Origin of the sequence: Nocardioides mangrovi, from assembly GCF_020073815.1 — a bacterium.
GTDB classification, from domain to species: domain Bacteria; phylum Actinomycetota; class Actinomycetes; order Propionibacteriales; family Nocardioidaceae; genus Nocardioides; species Nocardioides mangrovi.
The window spans coordinates 43,105-62,438 of the sequence record NZ_JAIQZJ010000017.1; the positions used below are offsets into that span (position 1 = coordinate 43,105).

Annotated in this window: 21 protein-coding genes; 7 read left to right on the forward strand and 14 right to left on the reverse strand. The window is 71.9% G+C overall.

Features of this window, described 5'->3' with window-relative positions; translation table 11 throughout:
* Positions 1-15: 15 nt before the first annotated feature.
* Together K8U61_RS21585 and K8U61_RS21590 are read right to left on the reverse strand one after the other, a co-directional pair.
* On the reverse strand, positions 16-1,773 hold the full coding sequence (locus K8U61_RS21585) for a glycoside hydrolase family 15 protein (RefSeq protein ID WP_224125134.1): 1,758 nt from the start codon (positions 1,771-1,773) through the stop codon (positions 16-18).
* Positions 1,770-2,183 carry a hypothetical protein gene (locus K8U61_RS21590; RefSeq protein ID WP_224125135.1) on the reverse strand — a complete coding sequence of 138 codons (414 nt, stop codon included), beginning with the start codon at positions 2,181-2,183 and terminating at the stop codon, positions 1,770-1,772. The genes K8U61_RS21585 and K8U61_RS21590 overlap by 4 nt, the downstream gene beginning before the upstream one ends.
* A gap of 105 nt (positions 2,184-2,288) precedes the next feature.
* Here K8U61_RS21590 and K8U61_RS21595 point away from each other — a divergent pair, with 105 nt between their 5' ends.
* Positions 2,289-2,762 carry a MarR family winged helix-turn-helix transcriptional regulator gene (locus K8U61_RS21595; RefSeq protein ID WP_224125136.1) on the forward strand — a complete coding sequence of 158 codons (474 nt, stop codon included), beginning with the start codon at positions 2,289-2,291 and terminating at the stop codon, positions 2,760-2,762.
* A 132-nt stretch (positions 2,763-2,894) separates the two neighbouring features.
* On the opposite strand, the gene K8U61_RS21600 is transcribed toward K8U61_RS21595, so the two are convergent.
* From K8U61_RS21600 to K8U61_RS21610, 3 genes are all read right to left on the reverse strand, one after another.
* Complete coding sequence (locus K8U61_RS21600; protein WP_224125137.1) at positions 2,895-3,560, reverse strand: HAD family hydrolase; 666 nt, start codon at positions 3,558-3,560, stop codon at positions 2,895-2,897.
* Positions 3,557-3,805: a hypothetical protein gene (locus K8U61_RS21605; RefSeq protein ID WP_224125138.1), complete on the reverse strand. Its 249-nt coding sequence runs from the start codon at positions 3,803-3,805 to the stop codon at positions 3,557-3,559. The genes K8U61_RS21600 and K8U61_RS21605 overlap by 4 nt, the downstream gene beginning before the upstream one ends.
* Before the next feature lie 439 nt (positions 3,806-4,244).
* Positions 4,245-4,604 (reverse strand): hypothetical protein, encoded by a 360-nt coding sequence (locus K8U61_RS21610; RefSeq protein ID WP_224125139.1) that lies wholly within the window; start codon positions 4,602-4,604, stop codon positions 4,245-4,247.
* 89 nt (positions 4,605-4,693) lie between these two features.
* On the opposite strand from K8U61_RS21610, the gene K8U61_RS21615 reads away from it, so the two are divergent.
* Positions 4,694-4,885 (forward strand): DUF1059 domain-containing protein, encoded by a 192-nt coding sequence (locus tag K8U61_RS21615; RefSeq protein WP_224124403.1) that lies wholly within the window; start codon positions 4,694-4,696, stop codon positions 4,883-4,885.
* A gap of 24 nt (positions 4,886-4,909) precedes the next feature.
* Here the strand turns inward: K8U61_RS21615 and K8U61_RS21620 are convergent, their stop codons facing one another.
* Complete coding sequence (locus K8U61_RS21620; RefSeq protein ID WP_224124402.1) at positions 4,910-5,197, reverse strand: DUF1330 domain-containing protein; 288 nt, start codon at positions 5,195-5,197, stop codon at positions 4,910-4,912.
* A gap of 49 nt (positions 5,198-5,246) precedes the next feature.
* Here K8U61_RS21620 and K8U61_RS21625 point away from each other — a divergent pair, with 49 nt between their 5' ends.
* Positions 5,247-6,236, forward strand: a complete 990-nt coding sequence (locus K8U61_RS21625) for an aldo/keto reductase (RefSeq protein ID WP_224124401.1) — start codon at positions 5,247-5,249, stop codon at positions 6,234-6,236.
* Here K8U61_RS21625 and K8U61_RS25585 read toward each other — a convergent pair.
* From K8U61_RS25585 to K8U61_RS21645, 4 genes are read right to left on the reverse strand one after another with little or no spacing between them, the layout of a single operon-like run.
* On the reverse strand, positions 6,233-7,552 hold the full coding sequence (locus tag K8U61_RS25585; RefSeq protein ID WP_224124400.1) for a DUF2786 domain-containing protein: 1,320 nt from the start codon (positions 7,550-7,552) through the stop codon (positions 6,233-6,235). The two genes, K8U61_RS21625 and K8U61_RS25585, sit on opposite strands and share 4 nt — an antisense overlap.
* A gap of 58 nt (positions 7,553-7,610) precedes the next feature.
* Positions 7,611-9,212, reverse strand: a complete 1,602-nt coding sequence (locus K8U61_RS21635) for a phytoene desaturase family protein (RefSeq protein ID WP_224124399.1) — start codon at positions 9,210-9,212, stop codon at positions 7,611-7,613.
* Positions 9,209-10,420 (reverse strand): aminomethyl transferase family protein, encoded by a 1,212-nt coding sequence (locus K8U61_RS21640; protein ID WP_224124398.1) that lies wholly within the window; start codon positions 10,418-10,420, stop codon positions 9,209-9,211. The genes K8U61_RS21635 and K8U61_RS21640 overlap by 4 nt, the downstream gene beginning before the upstream one ends.
* Before the next feature lie 39 nt (positions 10,421-10,459).
* Positions 10,460-12,703 (reverse strand): glycoside hydrolase family 3 C-terminal domain-containing protein, encoded by a 2,244-nt coding sequence (locus K8U61_RS21645; RefSeq protein WP_224124397.1) that lies wholly within the window; start codon positions 12,701-12,703, stop codon positions 10,460-10,462.
* A 75-nt stretch (positions 12,704-12,778) separates the two neighbouring features.
* On the opposite strand from K8U61_RS21645, the gene K8U61_RS21650 reads away from it, so the two are divergent.
* Genes K8U61_RS21650 through K8U61_RS21660 form a run of 3 tightly spaced genes read left to right on the forward strand, consistent with a single transcriptional unit; the run spans position 12,779 to position 14,394 of the window.
* Positions 12,779-13,654: a sensor histidine kinase gene (locus K8U61_RS21650; protein ID WP_224124396.1), complete on the forward strand. Its 876-nt coding sequence runs from the start codon at positions 12,779-12,781 to the stop codon at positions 13,652-13,654.
* Positions 13,655-13,664: 10 nt separating this feature from the next.
* On the forward strand, positions 13,665-13,841 hold the full coding sequence (locus K8U61_RS25590; protein WP_224124395.1) for a DUF1059 domain-containing protein: 177 nt from the start codon (positions 13,665-13,667) through the stop codon (positions 13,839-13,841).
* A 28-nt stretch (positions 13,842-13,869) separates the two neighbouring features.
* Complete coding sequence (locus K8U61_RS21660) at positions 13,870-14,394, forward strand: protein-tyrosine phosphatase family protein (RefSeq protein ID WP_224125140.1); 525 nt, start codon at positions 13,870-13,872, stop codon at positions 14,392-14,394.
* 192 nt (positions 14,395-14,586) lie between these two features.
* Here K8U61_RS21660 and K8U61_RS21665 read toward each other — a convergent pair whose 3' ends face one another.
* On the reverse strand, positions 14,587-15,354 hold the full coding sequence (locus tag K8U61_RS21665) for an SDR family NAD(P)-dependent oxidoreductase (RefSeq protein ID WP_224124393.1): 768 nt from the start codon (positions 15,352-15,354) through the stop codon (positions 14,587-14,589).
* Between the two features lie 129 nt (positions 15,355-15,483).
* Here K8U61_RS21665 and K8U61_RS21670 point away from each other — a divergent pair, with 129 nt between their 5' ends.
* On the forward strand, positions 15,484-16,632 hold the full coding sequence (locus K8U61_RS21670; RefSeq protein WP_224124392.1) for an NDMA-dependent alcohol dehydrogenase: 1,149 nt from the start codon (positions 15,484-15,486) through the stop codon (positions 16,630-16,632).
* Positions 16,633-16,647: 15 nt separating this feature from the next.
* Here the strand turns inward: K8U61_RS21670 and K8U61_RS21675 are convergent, their stop codons facing one another.
* The 3 genes from K8U61_RS21675 to K8U61_RS21685 are packed head-to-tail and all read right to left on the reverse strand — an operon-like array spanning position 16,648 to position 19,223.
* The gene (locus tag K8U61_RS21675) at positions 16,648-17,451 is read right to left on the reverse strand and encodes a siderophore-interacting protein (protein ID WP_224124391.1); all 804 of its coding nucleotides are present in this window, start codon (positions 17,449-17,451) and stop codon (positions 16,648-16,650) included.
* Positions 17,452-17,506: 55 nt separating this feature from the next.
* A complete protein-coding gene (locus K8U61_RS21680) occupies positions 17,507-18,799 on the reverse strand; it encodes an EAL domain-containing protein (protein ID WP_224124390.1) in 1,293 nt (430 codons plus the stop codon).
* Between the two features lies 1 nt (position 18,800).
* Positions 18,801-19,223 (reverse strand): response regulator, encoded by a 423-nt coding sequence (locus K8U61_RS21685; protein ID WP_224124389.1) that lies wholly within the window; start codon positions 19,221-19,223, stop codon positions 18,801-18,803.
* Between the last annotated feature and the right edge of the window lie 111 nt (positions 19,224-19,334).

Consider the following 19,334-nt stretch of genomic DNA (forward strand, 5'->3'; position numbering starts at 1 on the left):
CTCCTCGAGTAGGTGTCAGTCGGTCAGGGCGTGGGCCGTCTCCAGGAGCGCGGCGTGGACGAACGCCTGGGGGAGGTTGCCGCGCAGCTGGCGCCGCTCGACGTCGAACTCCTCCGTGAACAGCCCGGGCGGCCCCACCGCGGCGCGGGAGCGCTCGAACCACCGCGCGGCGGCTAACGGGTGGCCCTGCTGGTGGGTCGCCTGGGCCATCAGGAAGCCACAGAGCAGGAACGCGCCCTCGGCCTCGTGCAGGGGGCCAGGCTGTTGGCGGAACCGGTAGACGTAGCCGTCCTCGCTGAGCGCCTCGTCGATGGCTCGCCACGTCGCGACGTAGGCCGGGTGGTCGACCGGCACGGCACCCCGCAGCCCGGGAAGCAGCAGGGCGGCGTCGACGTTCCGGTCGTCGGGTGAGCGTTGCCACCGGCCGTCGGGATGTCCACACTCCCGCTCGGTCTCGGTCACGAGATGGTCCGCGAGCCGGCGCCACTCGTCGGCCCGGGTCTCTCGACGGTCGGCGACTGCTCGCAGCCCCGCGGCGCAGATCAGCCGGGAGTGGGCCCATCGTCGGGGCTCGACCTCCCAGATTCCGGCGCCTGGCTCGCGGTGCCGCGCCGTGATCGCCGCGACCGCCTGCTCGGCGGCGCGCCAGCCGTCCGCGTCCAGAAGGTCCCGGCGGTCGGCCGCCGCGAACAGCAGCAGCGCCTCACCGAAGGCGTCGAGCTGGAACTGGCTGCGCACCCGGTTGCCGGAGAGGACTCGCGGTGCTCCGGGGTAGCCGGGCAGGTCGAGGCGTCGCTGCCGCGCGATCGGGTCGCCGTCGACGGTGTATGCCGGCACCAGCCGGTCGCCGTCTTCGCGCAGTCGGGCGCCGACGAAGGCAACGGCACTGCGCGTCAGCCCATCGTCGCCGGCCGTGGCGGCTGCCTGCCCCACGATGCACTGGTCGCGTATCCAGGCGAAGCGGTAGTCGTAGTCACGGCCCCGATCAGCGCGCTCGGGCAGGCTGGTGGTCGCCGCTGCCACGAGAGCTCCGCTTCGACTGCTGAGGCCCCGAAGCACCGCCCGGGCGTGGGTGGCATCTCGAGGTGCCACCGATCCCTGGTCGGGACCAACCGCGTCGCGCCACGCTCGCTCGGTCCGGGTCCACAGCCGAGCAGGCGCGACCGGAGGATCCTCGAACCGCTGGCGGGAGATCTCCAGGACCAGGTCGTGCGAGGTACCTTCAGCGACGGCCATGCTGAGCTCGACCGCGCCATCCGCGGCACCACTCCGGGCGCTGGAGACGGGCGCGCCGGTCCACCGCAGGTGCAGATCGCCGGTCCTGCCGCTCCAACAGTTGTTGGTTGTCGGGCGCAGACGCATGGCCTCGCTCCCGAAACCGGCTCGGCAGCTGAGGAAGACCCGGATGGACGCGTCGCCGCGCACGGCCTCGACGCGCCGCAACAGCGTGACACGGTCGGGATCGCCAGGGAACGCCAAGGCATCGCGGCACTCCACCACCGATCCTCCGACGAGCCATCGGCTGCGCCAGATCAAGGTGCCGGCCTCATAGGCACCTCCCCAGACGAAGCGCGGATCATCAGGCTGAATCGCATAGCTACCGGCGCCACCGAGAAGCTGACAGAAGACCGCATCGTCGTGCCATCGCGGTGCGCACAGGAAAGCGATGTCTCCTCGTGGGCCGACCAGGGCGCCCCGCTCCCCGTCAGCGACGAGCGCGTAGTCCCGCAGCGTCTCGGGCAGCACCGCGATGTCGTGACCGGGCTCGCTCATCGGGCGCCGCGATGGCGCCGACCGAACAGACGAGGCTTGCTCGCTGCCGTCGCTGCCTGGCGTCGTCGCAGCTGCTGGGCTTCCCGCCGAGCGATCTCCTTCGCGTTCCGCTGGTCGACTCGCGCATGGGGGTCTGGGCCGAGGTGGGACTGACCCGAGACGAGGTCGTGGAGCTCGGCCCGTGCGCCGGCGCTCGAATGGATGTCATACAACAGTCCGCCGTACCACGCGGCCGCCGTACCGCCGATCAGCACAAGCACCCCCGCGATCGACCACGCCCACGACATCGCCCACGCGCCCCAGCCGGCAATTGCTGCACCGGCGAGCATCACCAGCAGGGCTCCCCAGGTCCACCGCGGGCGGACCCGGTGGCCCTTCCCGCCTTCGTTATGGTCCGGCATCTGCGCCATGTCGATCTCCCTCCGTCCTGATGAGACAGTTACCGTGATCGCCAAATACATGCGTATCCGCAGGTAATTTTTTATTGACGGATTCGCACTTACCGGGAGGTCGGAGTGGAACGGGATCAGCGTCGGGCGGCCGACCAAGAGCTCGATGGTGCGGCCGACGTGCTGCTGCGCGCGAGCAAGAACTTGATGGCGATCTCCGTGCGGTCGGTCCTGAACGCATCGACCGAGATCACGGTCGCTCAGCACCGAGTGCTCGTCATCCTCGCCGACCACGGCGTCCTCACGGTGAATCAGATCGCAGACCATCTAGGGGTGGACGCGTCGAACGCGGGCCGACACTGCCAACGTCTGAACGGTGCGGGCATGGTCGACCGGGTCCGCTCAGAGTCGGACCGTCGCTCGATCGAGGTGGTGCTCACCGATGCTGGGCGGAGTCTGCTGCACGAAGTGGCCGCGACCAGGCGGCGAGATCTCCGCAGCGCGATCGAGTACCTATCTCAGCAAGAGTTGAGCGCGGTGCTACGAGGCATGACGGCCTTCAATCGAGCGGTCGACTCGGTCGAACGGTCGGCGCCGTAGTCGCTCCGTCCTACCCTGGCGTGAGTGCCGCTCCGCTCCCGCTTCACCATGACGTGCCGAGGACTGGCCGACACCACCCGCCGCCTTCGTACGGGCACCGCGGAGGGAGGCTTTGACGGGTCCGTCAAGTTGCTAGCGCACTGCGCTGAGAAGGGCTGGGAGGTCGACCTCCAGGAGATCCCCCGGGGTCTCGACGACGAGTACGGCACCGGCCTCCTCGAGCTCGGCGCGGCCATAGCCGCCGGACAACAGGGCAATGCAGCCGATGCCGGCGCGACGGGCGGACTCGACGTCGTGGACGGTGTCGCCGACAAAGACCGCCCGGTCCACGGGCCCGACCGCCTTCAGGGTCTCGCCGATGAGATCCGGGTCGGGCTTGGAACTGTCGACGTCGTCCGAGGTGAGTAGGGCGGCGAGGTTGTCGGCGATGCCGAGCAGGCCGACGGCCTCCTGGGCGAACTGCGGGTCGCCCGACGATGCGAGGGCCACAACGTTTCCCCGGTCGCGCAGTCGGTGGACGAGGTCCGCGGCGCCGGGGAGCGGGAGTACCTCCTTCCTGAGGGGGAGGTACTCCTGGCGCCACTGCTGCCGGAGCCGGTCGCCATAGCTCTGCTCCGTCGCGTCGTCCGTCACATGCGCGACAAGCCGGTCACCGCCCATGCCGATGGCGCGGTGGATCCGCCACAGGGGCGGGACGGCGGCGTTCGACGCTGCCCACGCGCGGTGCCATGCGAGCGCGTGGTGGTAGGTCGAGTCGATCAGTGTCCCGTCGATGTCAAGGAGGACGGCGTCTGTCATTCAGCGGCCCCCCGCACTCGTTCGAGCAGGGGCCCGTCGGTCATCAGTACGAACCGCTCGGTCGCTTGAGGGACCGCACCCGGCTTGGTCCAGGCGAGCGGCGCGCGCCTCTGCTCGGTGCGCCAGGGGAGTGGCGGTAGCTCACCGCCCGCGAAGTCGACCCCGACGTCCTCGGTGGCGGCGTACCGGACCTGCTGGCGCGATGCGCTCTGCTCGATCATCAGGGTGTAGACGAAGAACGTCATGCGCCGCCCGTACCCGGGTTCGCGAGGTTCACGCAGTGATACGGGGATGTTCGTCGCAAGTCTGAGAGTCGTCGGATGATCATCACCGCCCGCATGTTCGAGTGACGACCACGGTGACCGGCTCAAAGCCCTGTCCGGTTTCAACACGTGGTCGCGTGGTCTTGGCGCGCTTCTGCGAGCGCGATCCGCGACCTCGAAATGCGTCCACTTAGTGTCCACTTTGGGCCGTGACTTCTCGGTACCGGTCGGATATCGTCACAGGACGGCGGGAAGAGAATCCCGCTCTAAATAAGGATGATCCGCACTTCGCCGTGCTTTTCGGTAGTCGCTGACGAGGGTCCAAAGTCCTCCAAGGGGTCGCAGGTTCAAATCCTGTCAGCCCGACCGATCGAAGGGCCTCTCGCCTGCGGAGACGTGGGCGAGAGGCCCTTTCTTCATCTCAGGGACGGTCGTCGTCGAGCGGGTCCACGCCGGCCAGTCCGTCGGCGCGGCGTCGGCGCACCGGTGGTGCGCCGACGACGCCGGTCGCAGTGGGCGAGTCCGCCGTGGTGCTCGGCCGGTCGGCGAGCCCCGACCAGTCGATGCCGAGGCGGACGCCGCAGGCGACCACGACGACCAGCAGCGCGAGGAAGGCCAGGACGGCGACGCCGTACGCGAGGTAGGCGATGAGCTCGTTGCCCGTGCCAGCGGCCTCGTCGGGCCACTGGGCCGCGGCCACGAGCGAGCTGACGATCGCGACGACGACCGCGCCGAGGGCGAGGCCGAAGAGGGTGCCGCCGGCCTGCTGCTGCTTGCTCATGGGGACTGACGATAAGCGACGAGCGCGCACGTGTCTCAAGTCACGCGCAGTGCGGCCGATCCTCTTGGTATCGACCTGAGGGGGATGCCATGTACCGACTCGTGTGCGGTGACGTGATGCCGGAGTGCGCGGCGCGGTTCGAGGGGACCGACCGGGCTCGACTGATCGCGGAGGTGACCCAGCACGCCGCGCGGGCGCACGGCATCGTCGGGGCGCCGATCGAGATCACGATGGCGCTCGAGTGCCGGATCTCGGCGCACGACCGCCCGACCGCGGCCTGAGCCAGATCTGATCCGGTCCCGGGGCTAGGCCCCCGGGACGATCCGCAGGTCACGGACGGCGCCGCCGTCGAGCGCGGCCAGCGCCTCCTGGTAGGCCGCGCTGTCGTGGGCGGCGACCGCCTGCTCGACCGAGTCGAACTCGATGAGCACCGAGCGCGTCGTCCGGCCGGCCTCGTAGACCTGCTCGGGGAGGCCGCGGGCGAGGAAGGTGCCGCCGGCACCGGTGAGGGCCGGGCCTGCGAGCTCGGCGTACGCCGCCAGCTTCGCCTCGTCGGTGACCTCCACGTAGGTGCTGATCCAGTACGCCGTCATGCGCCCATCGTGCCCGACCGGAGTTGTGACCCAGGCCTAGGGTCGAACCATGACGACACGCACGCTCGGGCAGGGCCTGGAGGTCTCCGCGATCGGTCTGGGCTGCATGGGGATCAGCCAGTCCTTCGGACCCTCGCCCGACAGGCCGGAGATGGTCGCCTTCCTCCGTGAGGCGGTCGAGCACGGTGTCACCTTCTTCGACACCGCGGAGGTCTACGGCCCCTTCGCCAACGAGGAGGTCGTCGGCGAGGCTCTCGAGCCGGTGCGCGACGAGGTCGTGATCGCCACGAAGTTCGGCTTCGACCTCGACGGCGACGGCCGCCAGCACGGCGTCAACAGCCGGCCCGACCACATCAGGGAGGCGGTCGACGGGTCCCTGCGGCGGCTGCGCACCGACGTCATCGACCTGCTCTACCAGCACCGTGTCGACCCCGACGTGCCGATCGAGGACGTCGCCGGCACCGTGCGGGACCTGATCGCCGAGGGCAAGGTCCGGCACTTCGGCATGTCCGAGGCCGGGCCGACCACCATCCGCCGCGCGCACGCCGTACAGCCGGTGACGGCCCTGCAGAGCGAGTACTCCCTCTTCTGGCGCGAGCCGGAGGAGTCGGTGCTCGGGACGCTGGAGGAGCTGGGCATCGGGTTCGTGCCGTTCAGCCCGCTGGGTCGCGGCCTGCTGACCGGGCAGGTGACGCGGGAGTCGACGTTCGGCGAGGGCGACATCCGCGCCAACCTGCCGCGCTTCGCCCCCGACGCGCTGGCGACCAACCTCGACCTCGTCGACCGGGTCACCGCGATCGCCGAGCGCCTCGGCGCCACGCCCGGCCAGGTCGCGCTCGCGTGGCTGCTCGCGCAGCGACCGTGGATCGTGCCGATCCCGGGCACCCGCAGGCTCGCCCGGCTCGAGGAGAACCTCGGCGCCGCCGATCTCGCGCTCAGTGACGCGGACGTCGCCGAGCTCACCGCGGCCGCCGACAGCGTGAGCGTCGACGGGGACCGCTACCCGGCCGCCATGCAGGCGATGATCGATCGGAGCTAGGCGCCGGAGGGCAGTCCCGGCTCGCTGCCGAGCCGGGCCCGGGCCGCCGCCGACGTGCCGGCGCCCCACGAGGACGGCGCCGCGGCGCCGGCGTAGGCCGCGCCCCGCCAGGTGCCGCGGACGCCGTGCTCGGTGGTCATCTTGTCGAAGTAGTCGACGACCTCGATCTCCTTGGCCCGCAGGGCCACCTCGGTCGACGCCGAGGGAGGCTGCTCGGCCTCGACCTGCCGACGGGCGCGGGTGCGGGCCTCCGTCAGGCGCTCGGCGACGTGGGCCGTCCAGGCCTCGTAGAAGGCGGTCCGGGCCGTCGACCCGTGGACCGGGCGGGACGCCCAGCGCCGGCGCCGGGCGTCCCAGACCTCCTGGACGTCGGCCTTGTGGGCGCCCGAGCGCAGGTGCGCGTCGCCGTCGGCGACCATCTGCGTGACCAGCGTCGCGTAGAGCGCCTTCACGATGGTGATGTCACTCGGGAAGCCGTAGAGCGTGACCCGGGTGTTGTCGGAGTAGATCGCCGCCTTGAGGTCGTTGGCCCGGGCGACCTCCAGCAGCAGCCGCACGAAGCGCGCCAGCGAGCGCTTGCCGCGCTCGCCGACCTGGACGGTCTCGTACGTCGGGTCCTCGCGCCGCTCCTCGTCCTGCGCGCTGGCCCGAGCGACCGCCAGCGCGATCTGGTGGCGGGTGGCCAGCGCCTGCGCCTTGGCGAAGAACGCGTCGCGCTCGGCGGCGTTGGTGGTGCGCTCGGCCTGACGCAGCAGCTTGCCGATCCGTAGCAGGGTGCGGTCGTCGCCGTCGACGCCCGTCTCGAGCGACTGCAGCCGGTAGGCGGTGTGGAGCAGCTCGGCCTGGACCGGGAGGCCGAGGTCCTCGAGCAGGCGCAGGTGGGTGCCGCGGAAGTCGGCGCCGTGGCCGCCCGCGCCGGTCAGGTGGTGGGCGACCTCGTGGAGGACCACGGCCGCGCGCAGCGACCACGCGCCGCCGACCTCGCGGGGCGGGATCGCGATGACGCCGTCGCCGTCGTACTCCGCCTGGCGGCGGCCACGGCGGGCGCGGACCCGCACCGGGATCGCGGTCAGGTCCCGACCCTCCGCGTCGTCGTACGTCGCACCGGTCGACGTGAGGTGGGCCAGCACCCGGTCCACGTAGGCCTGCACGTGGTCGGGGTCGGTGAAGCGCGGCTCGACCTCGGGCTCGAAGGAGCGCACCTCCTCGCCGACCCGGACCTGCAGCGGCTCGCCGGGGGTGCGGCGGGCGCGGTCGAGCCAGTCGGCGTAGAGGTCCTCGGCGGCGTAGACCGCCGTGGTGTCGGGATCGGGCACGTGTCGAGCCTGCCACGGGGCTCCGACAGGCAGGCGCCCGGCAGGCGTCAGGCCTGCGTCAGCGCTTCAGGTCGCGCAGCACCCGCTGGCTGGCGAGCCGGCCGGGGGAGCCGATCACGCAGCCGCCGGGATGGGTGCCCGAGCCGCACTGGTAGTAGCCGTCGATCGGGGTGGCGTACTGGCTCCAGCCCGGCGCCGGCCGGAAGAAGTACATCTGCGGGGCCAGGAACTCGCCCGCGAAGATGTTGCCCTCGGTCAGCCCGGTGCGGGTCTCGATGTCGACCGGCGTGACCACCTCGCGGTGCAGCACCAGGTCGCCGAAGCCCGGGAAGTGGGACTCCAGCACCGCCTGCGCCTTGTCGCCGAAACGCTCCCGCTCGGCCTCCCACGACGACTCGCGCAGCTCGTACGGCGCGTACTGCACGAAGCAGGACATGACGTGCTTGCCCGGGGGCGCCATGTCGGGGTCGACGACCGACTGGATCGCGCCGTCGATGTAGGGCTGCTCGCTGTACCAGCCGTACTTGGACGCGTCGAAGGCGCGTTCGACGTACTCGATGGTCGGGCCGATGTTGAGGAAGCCGCCGTAGTGGTCGACGGAGTCGGGCAGCGCCGGGAAGACCGGCAGCCCGTCCAGGGCGAAGTTGACCTTGGCGGAGACCCCGCGGAACTTCATCCGCCGGACGTTGTCGACCAGGTCCAGCGGCAGCTCGGCGGCGTCGACGAGGTCGAGGAAGGTACGCCGGGGGTCGAGCGCCGACACCACCGTGGGCGCGCGGAGCTCGGTGCCGTCCTCGAGCACGACGCCGACCGCGCGGCCGTTGTCGGTGAGCACCGACGAGACCGGCGCGCCGAGCCGGATCTCCGCGCCGTACGCCGTGGCCGCGCGGGCGAGCACCTGCGTGAAGCCGCCGTTGCCGCCCTTGTGGAAGGCCCACGAGCCGAGGTGGCCGTCGTGCTCGCCCATCTTGTGGAAGAGCAGCACCAGCCCGGAGCCGGGCGACATCGGCCCGACCTTGGAGCCGATCACCGACGACGACGCGTGGTAGCCCTGGATCGCCGGGTGCTGGAAGTAGTCGCCGATCCAGTCGGCGGCCGACCCGGTCAGCAGCCGGACGGTGTCGTGCATCGTCTTGCGGTCGACGCCCCCGAGGTGGTCGACCAGCCACTTCACGTCGGCCGCGTCGTCGGGGTCGTGGCCGAAGACGTTCGGCGGGGCGTTGTCGAAGAGCGGCCGGATCGCCTGGCAGACCCGGTCGAGGTCGTGGTGGTAGCGCTCGTAGGCGTCCGCGTCGCGCGGCGAGTGCCGGCGCACCTCCTGGAGGTTCTGCGCGTGGTCGTCGCCGAAGAGCAGGTAGTCGCCGTCGCCGGTGGGGTGGAAGGACGACGGCATCATCAGCGGCAGGAAGCCGTGCTTCACGAGGTCGAGCTCGTGGATGATCTCCGGCCGCAGGAGGCTGAGCGCGTAGGAGAACGTGGTGAACGAGAAGCCCGGGCCGGCTTCGTCGACACCGAGCTCCTCGGTGATGGCCGCGCCGCCGACGAGGTCGTTCTTCTCCAGCACGACCGTGCGCAGCCCCGCCTTGGCGAGGTATGCCGCGTGGGTGAGGCCGTTGTGACCGCCGCCGACGACGATCGCGTCGTACTCGTGGGAGCTCATGACTTCTTCCTGTCGGGCTCGAAGAACGGCATCGGCGTCGTCGCGACCCGGACCGTCGTGTTGTGGTGGTTGATCGCGAGCTCGAGCCGCAGCCCGGTCCCCGGGGCGGCGAGGTCGGGGCGGACCCGGGCGATGCCGATGTGGCGCTGGAGCGCGGGGGAGTAGACGAAGCTCGTGCAGTAGCCGATCTCGGTGTGCCCGCCCTGGGGGTCGTCGTCGAGCAGCATCGACTCGTAGGGCAGCGGGTGCTCGGACTTCGGCGGGAAGAGGCCGGCCCGGCGGTAGAGGCGGTCCCAGTCGTCGGGGTCGACGACGATGCCAGTGGTCGCCCAGCGCGACGTGCCGTCCACGAGCTCGCGGCGGATCGCCTCCGAGCCGACGAAGCGGCGCGACCCGTCGCGGACGCCGCGGAGCATCCAGCCGAGCCCGAGCTCCTTCGGGGTGACGCAGTCGGCCTCGGTGAAGGCGAGGCGGGCGTCGTGCCACTCGATGTCGACGAGCGGCAGGCCGGCCTCGATGCGCAGCGTCATCAGCGCCTCCTCACCGAAGGGGCGGATGCTGTGCGGCCGGCCGGCGTCGAGGACCGCGTCGAGGACCGCGACGGCGTCGTCGGCGGCGACGGTCAGCTCGAAGCCGAGGTCGCCGGTGTAGCCGGTGCGCGACAGGGTGACTGCAGCGTCCGCGACCTTGGCGGGCACGTGGTCGAAGTAGCCGAGCGTCTCCGCCTCGGGCGCCAGCGCGGCGAGCACCGCGCGCGAGCGCGGGCCCTGGACGGCGAGCATGCCGTAGGCGTCGGTGACGTCCTCGAGCTCCACCCGCAGGCTCGAACCGAGCTCCTGGAACCACGACAGCGCCGGCCGGCCAGCGGTGAGCAGGAACTCGTCGGCGGAGTGCCGGAAGACGACGCCGTCGTGCATGACGTAGCCGCGGTCGTCGCACCACGCGGTGTAGTGGGCCTGGCCCGGTCGGCAGGTCCGGACGTCGCGCACGAGCGTGCGCGAGAGCAGGCGCTCCGCGTCCGGGCCGCGTACGGCGTACTTGTAGAGCGGCGAGGTGTCGAAGACGCCGACGCCGTTGCGGACCGCGAAGTACTCGTGCTTCGGGGCGTGGCTGTAGCGCAGCGGCGACAGGGTGCCCTGCCAGTGGGTGTAGAGCTGCTGGGAGTTGAGCTCGCTCAGGCGCGGGTGGAACGGCGTCGTCCTGATCACCCGTGCCAGCATAGGGCTCCGGCGCTCAGCCGCCCATGGTCACCGCATGGTCACGGTGTCCCGCAGCGGCAGGTCGCGCGAGGACCGGCCGACCGCGATCCGGTAGGTGCCCGGCGTGACCACCCAGCCGTGGCGCGCAGTGCTCCACCGGCTGAAGGCGCGGCGGTCGAGCCGGAGCGTGACCCGGGTGCTCTCGCCGGGGCGCAGGCGGACCTTGTCGAAGCCCTTGAGCTGCCACGGAGGCTCGCCTGCGGCCGCCGGTGCGCCGACGTAGACCTGGGGAACGGCCGAGCCGGCGCGGTCGCCGGTGTTCTGCACGGTGAGGCGCACGACGGCGCCCGCGCCGGTACGGCGGACGGCCAGGTCGCGGAGGTCGAAGGTGGTGTAGCCGAGGCCGAAGCCGAAGGGGAAGAGCGGCTTCTGGCCGTGAGCGTCGTACCAGCGGTAGCCGACCTCGAGTCCCTCGGAGTAGGTGACCGTGCCGTCGACGCCGGGGTACTGCGCCGGCTTCATCGCGACCTGCTCCTCGTCGACCGGGAACGTCTGGGGGAGGCGCCCGCTGGGCTCGTCCTCGCCGTAGACGATCCGGGCCAGCGACGCGCCGTGCTGGAGGCCGGCGTACCAGGTCACGAGCACGGCGCCGGCGTCGTCGAGCCACGGCATCCGGACCGGCCCGCCGACGTCGAGGACGACCACCGAGTCGGGGTTGGCGGCGGTCACCGCGGAGACCATCTGCTCCTGCTGGAGCGGCAGCCGGGTGCACAGGAGGGTGGCGCAGGCGTTGGGCTCCATGTCCAGGTCGGTGCGGTCCGAGCCCTCGCTGGAGCCGTCGGAGGCGACCACGATCGCGACGTCGGCCGCGGCCGCGGCGGCCCGCGCGTCGGCGACCGAGGAGCCCTCGGTGTAGACGACCGTGTCGCCGCGGGCAGCGGCCTCGTCGAGCATCCCCTGGAGCGGCGAGACGACGCTCGGCGGCAGGCCGGAGCCGTGCGAGGAGCCGCCCCCGCCGGTCGTGCTCGCGGCGCCGACCGGGTTGGCGGCGTAGCCGATCACCGCGATGGTGCGGCCCGTCGGGACCGAGCCGGGCGGGTCGCCGAGCGGCAGCAGATCGTCCCGGTTCTTCAGCAGCACCGTCGCCTCGCTCGCGACCCGGCGGGCGGTGGCGAGGTGGGCGTCCGTCGAGGCGTCGGAGAGGTACGACGTGGCGCTCGGGTCGACGGGGTCGTCGAAGAGACCGAGCCGGAACATCGGCCGCACGATGTTGCGCACCATCTCGTCGAGGCGCGCTCGGGTCAGCGAGCCGTCGTCGAGCGCGGCCTGCATGTCGGAGGCGCCGAAGTAGCGCCCGCCCCCGCCGTACACGGGGGTGCTCGGCGCGGAGAACGGCACGGCGTGCATCTCCAGGTCGAGCCCGGCCATCGCGCTCGGCGCGGTCGAGTGCACGGCGCCCCAGTCGGAGACGACGAAGCCGTCGAAGCCCCAGTCGTCGCGCAGGATGCCGGTGAGCAGGCCGGGGTTCTCGCACGCGTAGGCGCCACCCACCTGGTTGTAGGAGCACATCACCGACCCGACGTCGGCCTTCTTCACCGCGGCCTCGAACGGCGGCAGGTAGATCTCCCGCATGGTGCGCTCGTCGGCGCGCACGTCGACGGTCATCCGGTCGGTCTCCTGGTCGTTGAGCGCGTAGTGCTTGGCGTCCGCGATGACCGGGTTGTCCTGGATGCCCTCGATGAAGGGCACCGTCATCTGTGAGGTGAGGTAGGGGTCCTCGCCGAAGTACTCGAAGTTGCGGCCGTTGTAGGGCGTCCGTGCGATGTTCATGCCCGGCCCGAGCATCACGTTGATGCCCTTCTGGTGCGCCTCCTCGCCGATCGCCCGGCCCACGCGCCGCTGCAGCCGCGGGTCCCAGGTCGAGGCCTGCGCGACCCCGGACGGGAACGTCGTCGTCGACACCTGGAGGCCCGCCACGCCCGAGCCGGCGTCGCTGAGCACCAGGTCGGGGACGCAGAGGTCGGGGATGCCGGTCACGTGGCCGGCGGTGCCGTAGTAGAGGAGGTACGGCGGCCGGTCGCCGAAGGTGACCATGTGCAGCTCCTGGTCCTCCGACATCGCCGAGACGAGCGCCCGGGCGCGGGCCGACGGGCTGTCGTGGGGGTCCATCCAGGCAGCGCAGGCGCCGTCGGGCGAGGTCGCCGCCGTGGCGGTGCCGCCGACGGATCCGGTGAGGGCGGCCGCGGCGAGGGCGACGGCCGCGAGGACGGCCGGCGGACGCAGACGTGTCATGCGAGTGACAACGGTCGCAGGCCGCATCGGTGACGCCCGGCTCAGCACGGGCGCCCGCCTGCCGATGGTGACCAGGTGACCGGTTCCCGACTCGAGGTCGTCAACGGCGCCCGCGCGGACGAGCAGGTCGACCCCCGGGTGCTCGCCGTCCTCGAGGTGCTCGGCGGGCGGACGGCGGCCGAGGTCGGCGTGCGCTGGTCGGTCGACCCGGCGCTGGTGCACCGCTGGACCCGTGGCTTCGTCGAGGCCGGTTCCGCGCAGGTCACCAACCGCCCCGCGGCCGACGCCGAGCGGCAGCGCGACCGCTTCCTGGCCGCCTTCGCCCACGAGCTGCGCACGCCCCTCACCACCGCTCAGGGCTGGGTCGCGATGCTGGCCGAGGGTGACGTACCTCCCGCGGCGGCCGCGCGCACGGTCGGCAAGCTGGAGGCCGCGCTCGAGCGGCTGGCCGAGCGGGTCGTCGACGTGCAGCTGCTCGCGGCCGCCTCGCTCGGCCTGGTCCGGCTGGACCCGGCGCCGGTGCCGATCGGCGAGCTGGTCGCCGGCCTGAGCGGGCTCGACGGTCCCGACGAGGTCGGCGGGCTCGGACCGGACGTCGTCCTGGACGTCGATCCCGACCTCTTCCGGCGCGTGCTGCGCGACCTGTGGCTCGCGGGCCAGTCCCTGCCCACCCCGCGCTCGGTCCGGCTCACCGTCGGCACCCACGGGCCCTGGTGGGAGGTCTCCGTGGTCCGCGACGCGGACCCCATCGACACCGCCGTGCTCACTGCGCTGTTCGAGCCGTTCGAGCTCAACGACGACGGCACGGGCGTGACGATCGGCCTCTATCTCGCCCGGGCCCTCGTGGTGGCTCATGGCGGGACGCTGGGTGCCGATCAGGACCAGGACGGTGCCGTGCTGTGGGTCCGGATCCCGCGCACCGTCGACACCACCGAGATCTCCGGGCCCTGAGGAGGCTGCAGTGTTCAAGCTCGCTTGTGGCGATGTCATGCCCGGGTGCGCGGCCCGGTTCGAGAACTCCGACCGGGCGGCCATGATGGCCGCCGTCGTCGCCCACGCCGGCGCCGACCACGGGATCACGGACTTCACCCCCGAGATCGTCTCCGCCGTCGAGAGCAAGATCCTCTTCGCCGCCTGAGCGTCGCTGCGCCGGGTAGGTTCCGGGCGTGCTCTGCCACGCCTGCTACGCCGACCCGGCCGCGATGCCGGACTGCGCCGCCTGCCGGGGGACCGGTCGTGCGACGTCGATGCCGCTGTGCGCCGACCCGTGGAACGAGGTCGTGCCCGGACTGTGGCAGGGCGGGCACGACGTACGGTCCCAGGACCCGGCGGCGTGCGTGGTGCGCGACGAGTTCGACCTGGTCGTCAGCCTGACGACCCGGGCCGGGTACGGACCCGACCCGGAGGTCGAGCACGTCGTGCTGCGGCTCGCGGACGCCGCGCTGGACGCTCCGGCCGCGGCGCGCGTCGACGAGGTCGCGCGGACCGTCGCCACTGCAGTCCGCGACGGCCGGAGCGTGCTCGTGCGCTGCTCGGGCGGCCTCAACCGCTCGGGCCTCGTCGTGGCGATCGCGCTCGTCCACCTGGGTCACACCTCGGACGAGGCGGTCGCTCTCGTGCGAGCTGCCCGGGGCCCCTGGGCCCTGACCAACCCCGCCTTCGTCGCCCAGCTGGGCGGCCGGCGGGGCTGAGCAGCCCACGAACGGGTCGGCCGGGTGGTCCCACCTCGGGACCACCCGGCTCGATCAGCAGATCCGTCGAGTAGAGGTTTCTCGTGGGTTGAGTCGCTGCTTTCCGTCGTACATCCCGCGGAAACCCTCGACCCGACCCGCGGAAACCCTCGACCCGACCCGCGGAAACCCTCGACTCGGCGCTCGGCTGCCTCAGCCGCGGTGCTGGCTGGTGAGTCCGCCGTCGACCACGAGGTCGGCGCCGGTCACGAACGACGCGTCGGTCGAGAGCAGGAAGGCGATCGCGGCCGCGACCTCCGCCGGCTGGGCCATCCGGCCCAGGGGCGTGGCCTGCTCGAAGCCGGTCCGCACCTCGTCGATGTCGAGCGCGGGCTGCAGCATCGGCGTGATCACGAAGCCGGGGCTGACCGTGTTGACCCGGATCCCCTCGGGCCCGAGCTGGGCGGCCATGGAGCGGGTCAGGCCGTGCAGGCCGGCCTTCGAGGCGCAGTACGCCGGGATCCACGGGCTCGCCGCGTGCCCCTCGATCGAGGCGACGCCGACCACGGCCGCACCGCACGGCTCCGCGGCCGCCGTACGCAGGTGGTCGACCAGCGCCTGCACCAGGAGCGCGTGAGAGCGCAGGTTCACGTCGACGACCGCGTCCCACGTGTCGGAGTCGAACGCGCCGACGGGCTCGGGACGGACGGCGCCGGCCGCGTGGACGAGACCGGAGATGCCGCCGAGTGCCTCGGCGCCCGCCGCGACCGGGCCGGTGAGGTCAGCCGTCACGTCGACGACGGCGCCGGGCATCCCGAGCTCGGCGGCCCGGTCCAGCACGGCGTCGTCGAGATCCCAGAGCAGGACCCGGGAGCCGCGCTCGGCGAGCAGTCGCGCGGTGGCCAGCCCGATCCCGGAGGCGGCGCCGGTGACGAGGATGCGAGCGGTCGGGGCGGGCGCGGTGGCGGGGGAGTCGGTCACGACGGCTGAGGCTAGGGGAGCGGCGTACCGAATGTGACCCCATTCACCCGGATCGCTGGTCTGCGGCGGCTTCGGGGACTACGTTCTCCCCAGAAGAGAACACGTTCTACTTACCGCCAGGAGCACACCATGCAGACTCGCGCCGCCATCCTCTGGGAGCCCCACACCGAGTGGAGCGTGGAGGACATCGAGCTGGACCCGCCCAAGCGGGGCGAGCTCCTGGTGAAGCTCGCGGCGTCCGGTCTGTGCCACTCCGACGAGCACATGGTGACCGGCGACATGGTGCTCGACCCGGAGCTCGCCGAGGCCTTCGGTCTCAAGCAGTTCCCGGTGATCGGCGGGCACGAGGGTGCGGGCGTGGTGCAGGAGGTCGGCCCGGACACCGTGGGCTTCGAGGTCGGTGACCACGTCGTCTTCAGCTTCATCCCGTCCTGCGGCAAGTGTCCGTCCTGCTCGACCGGCAAGCAGCACCTCTGCGACCTCGGCGCGTTCCTGCTCAGCGGCATGCAGCTCGGTGACTTCTCCTACCGGCACCACGCCAAGGACGGCCGCGACCTCGGCATCATGGTCGGCCTCGGCACGTTCTCGCCGTACACCGTGGTCAACGTCGACAGCGCGGTGAAGATCGAGAAGCACATCCCGCTCGACAAGGCCGCGCTCGTCGGCTGCGGCGTCACGACCGGCTGGGGCTCCGCGGTGTACGCCGCCGACGTGCAGCCCGGCGAGTCCGTCGCCGTCATCGGCATCGGCGGCATCGGCATGGCGGCCGTCCAGGGCGCGGCGCTGGCCGGCGCGCGGCACGTGATCGCCATCGACCCGGTCGACTGGAAGCGCGAGAAGGCCCTCACCCTCGGCGCGACCCACGCCGCCGCCTCGATGGAGGAGGCGCAGCCGCTCATCAACCAGCTCACCTACGGCCAGATGGCCGACAAGGCGATCCTTGCGGTCGGCCTGGCCACCGGAGACCTGATCAACCCGATGATGGGCCTGATCAAGAAGTCCGGCCGCGGCGTCGTCACCGCGGTGGCGAACATGATGGCCGAGGACGTGAAGCTCAACCTCTTCGACATGTCGATGCAGCGCAAGGAGCTGGTCGGCTGCATCTTCGGCAACGCCAACCCGCGCTACGACATCCCGCGCCTGCTGCACCTCTACATGGAGGGCAAGCTCAAGCTCGACGAGATGGTGACGACCGAGTACTCCCTCGACGAGATCAACCAGGGCTACCAGGACATGCGGGACGGGAAGAACATCCGGGGTCTGATCCGGTACGAGTGACCCGTCCGAGGTTCGTCAGGCGACGTCGGCGTCCATCGCGGCGACGTAGTCCCGCTTGATCGCGCGCCAGGCCTCGTCGGTCATGGTGCGGCGCCAGTAGGGCGAACACGACAGGTCGGCGCGGGCGAGGCCGCGGTCCGTGAGCAGGTGCTTGCGGATCGCGCGGATCTCGTCGGCCTCGCCGTGGATGAAGGCGTGCACGCGGCCGGTGGGGAAGTCCAGGTCGGCCACGGCCTCGGCGAGCAGGTCCACGTCGTCGTCGGCACCGGTGCGGTGCAGCCACTGGAGGTCGAGGTCGCCGGGGCAGGGGAGCGGGACCTCGTGCTCGGGACCGTCGCAGACCAGCCGTGCGACCACGCGTCGCCCGGCCGGGACCGCCGCGAGCGAGGCGGCGATCGCCGGGAGCGCGGACTCGTCGCCGACCAGCAGGTGCCAGTCGGCCTGCGGGTCGGGGCGGTAGCCGCTGCCCGGGCCCTCGAAGACCAGCACGTCGCCGGGCGTGGCCCGGGCGGCCCAGGGGCCGGCGATCCCGTGGTCGCCGTGCACGACGAAGTCGATGGTCAGTCGGGCACCGTCCCAGTCGCGCACCGTGTAGCGCCGGCGGACGGGCCACAGCTCCTTCGGCTGCGACTCCTTCACCTCGGCCGGCGCGAAGACCCCGCCGTACGGCGCCCCGGCGGGCGGGATCGCGACGTTGACGTAGGTGTCGGTGGCGTCGGGGAGCTCGAAGCCGACCAGCCCGTCTCCGCCGAGCACCACGCGCACCAGCGCCGGGGTGATCCACTCCGTCGACTCGACCTGACCGTGCCATGCGGGCATTGCGTTCCCTCCGTCGTCCTTCGTCGGAGGTAAGGTTAGCCTTACTCCCAAGGCGTCAGGCGATCTGGGAGCACTCCTCCGACGGCCAGGCGCCCGGCATGCCCAGGGCGAACCCCTGTCCGAGGGCGCAGCCGAGCGTCAGCAGGTGCGCCACCTGCACCGCCGACTCGACGCCTTCCGCGATCACCCGGACCCCCGTCGCGCGGAGCAGGCCGAGCACCGAGCCGAGCAGCTCGAACTCCTCCGGCGAGGTGGCGATGCCGCTGACGAGGGAGCGATCGATCTTCACCGTGTCGGCCGGCAGGTCGTGGAGCCGGGCGATCGACGAGTAGCCCGTCCCGAAGTCGTCGATCCCGATCCCGACCCCGGCCCCGCTCAGGGCGGTCAGCACGGGTAGCAGCTCCTCGGCCTCCGTCATCACCGCGGTCTCGGTGAGCTCGAGCAGCAGCAGGGAGGGCGGAAGCCCGCGCGAGGACAGCGCGCCGAGCACGCCGTCGACGTACCCCTCCTCGCCGAGCTCGAAGGGGGAGACGTTGACGTGCAGCCGGAAGTCGGGGTCGAGGCTCCGCGCCGCCGCCTCGTCGAGCGCCCGGTCGAGCACGACGTGGCCGAGGCGGGCGATGAGGCCGTGGTGCTCCGCGAGGCCGACGGTGGTGAGGGCCGAGACCGGTCCGTGGCGGGGGTGCGTCCACCGGACGAGGGCCTCGGTCCCGACGGCCTCCCCGGTCGCGAGGTCGACGACGGGCTGGTAGTCGACTCCCACCTGCTCGGTGCTCGCCATCAGCGCGATGGCGAGGTCGTTGACGAGCTCGATGTCGTCGTGGCCGGCGTCGAGGGACTGCCCGTGCGTCCAGTGGACCGGGCCACGCCGACGCAGGTCGTCCGCGCCCAGGAGCGCCGCCCGGGCCGCGCCGACGCAGTCGACCGAGGACTGGCCGGGACGGCACCGGTGCGCGGCGATGCGTCGGGTCGCCCACACCGGCCCCTCGGGTGTCTCGACGAGCCCGTCGAGGACCTCGGCGAAGCGGTGGACCGTCCGACGAGCCGTCCGTGCGGGCGCGGTCACCCCGAACGCGAGTCCTCGCTCCGAGGTGGCCAGCAGCGACACGGGCGCGGGGAACGCCTTGCTCTTGTCGATCAGTCCGTCCAGCACCGCGCCGTACACCTGCCAGCCGCGGCGCGCGATGATCGACTCGGCGTTCTCGATCGACACCGCCACCACGACGGCGACCTGGTCGCGGCGGTGGGCACGTGTCCGGACGGCGCCGAGACGGGCGACGGCCACCTTGAAGGGGTCGACGGTGTGCCAGGGCTCCATGGGCGAGCCGGCGCCGGCGCGAACGGTCATCTCAGGTCCCGGTCGGCTGGGCGACGATGCACCAGGGCACGTTGAGGTCGCTGATCACGTCGACGAGCACCCGGCTGGCCAGGGACCGGGCCAGGTAGGCGGTGGCGCCGAGCCGGTGGGCCTCGAGGACCTCGGCGTCGTCGGCCGTCGTGCCGATCGCGAGCACGGGGATGGTGCCCAGGCCGCCGATGTCGCGGACCGCCTGCAGGACGAAGCGCCCGCCCGGGTCGTCGAGCTCGAAGGTCGTGACGACCACGACCGGCAGGGGGTAGGAGAGGCGGTCGGAGTACGGACCGGAGCCGCGCAGGTAGCGCACCGCTTTGCCCGGCGTGGTCGCCTCGACGACCGGGTTCAGCATCCGGACTGCGGCCAGACCGTCCCGCAGGACCGCGGTGTGCGCCGTGTCGCGGTCCATGACGAGCACGGGTGGATGGTGCGAAAAGGACAAGTTCCCCATAGGTCCCACCTGCCTGAGTCCGGCCCGAGTGGTCTCAATAAAAGGAGGCAAATGGAGGATGACATTACGAGAAACGCG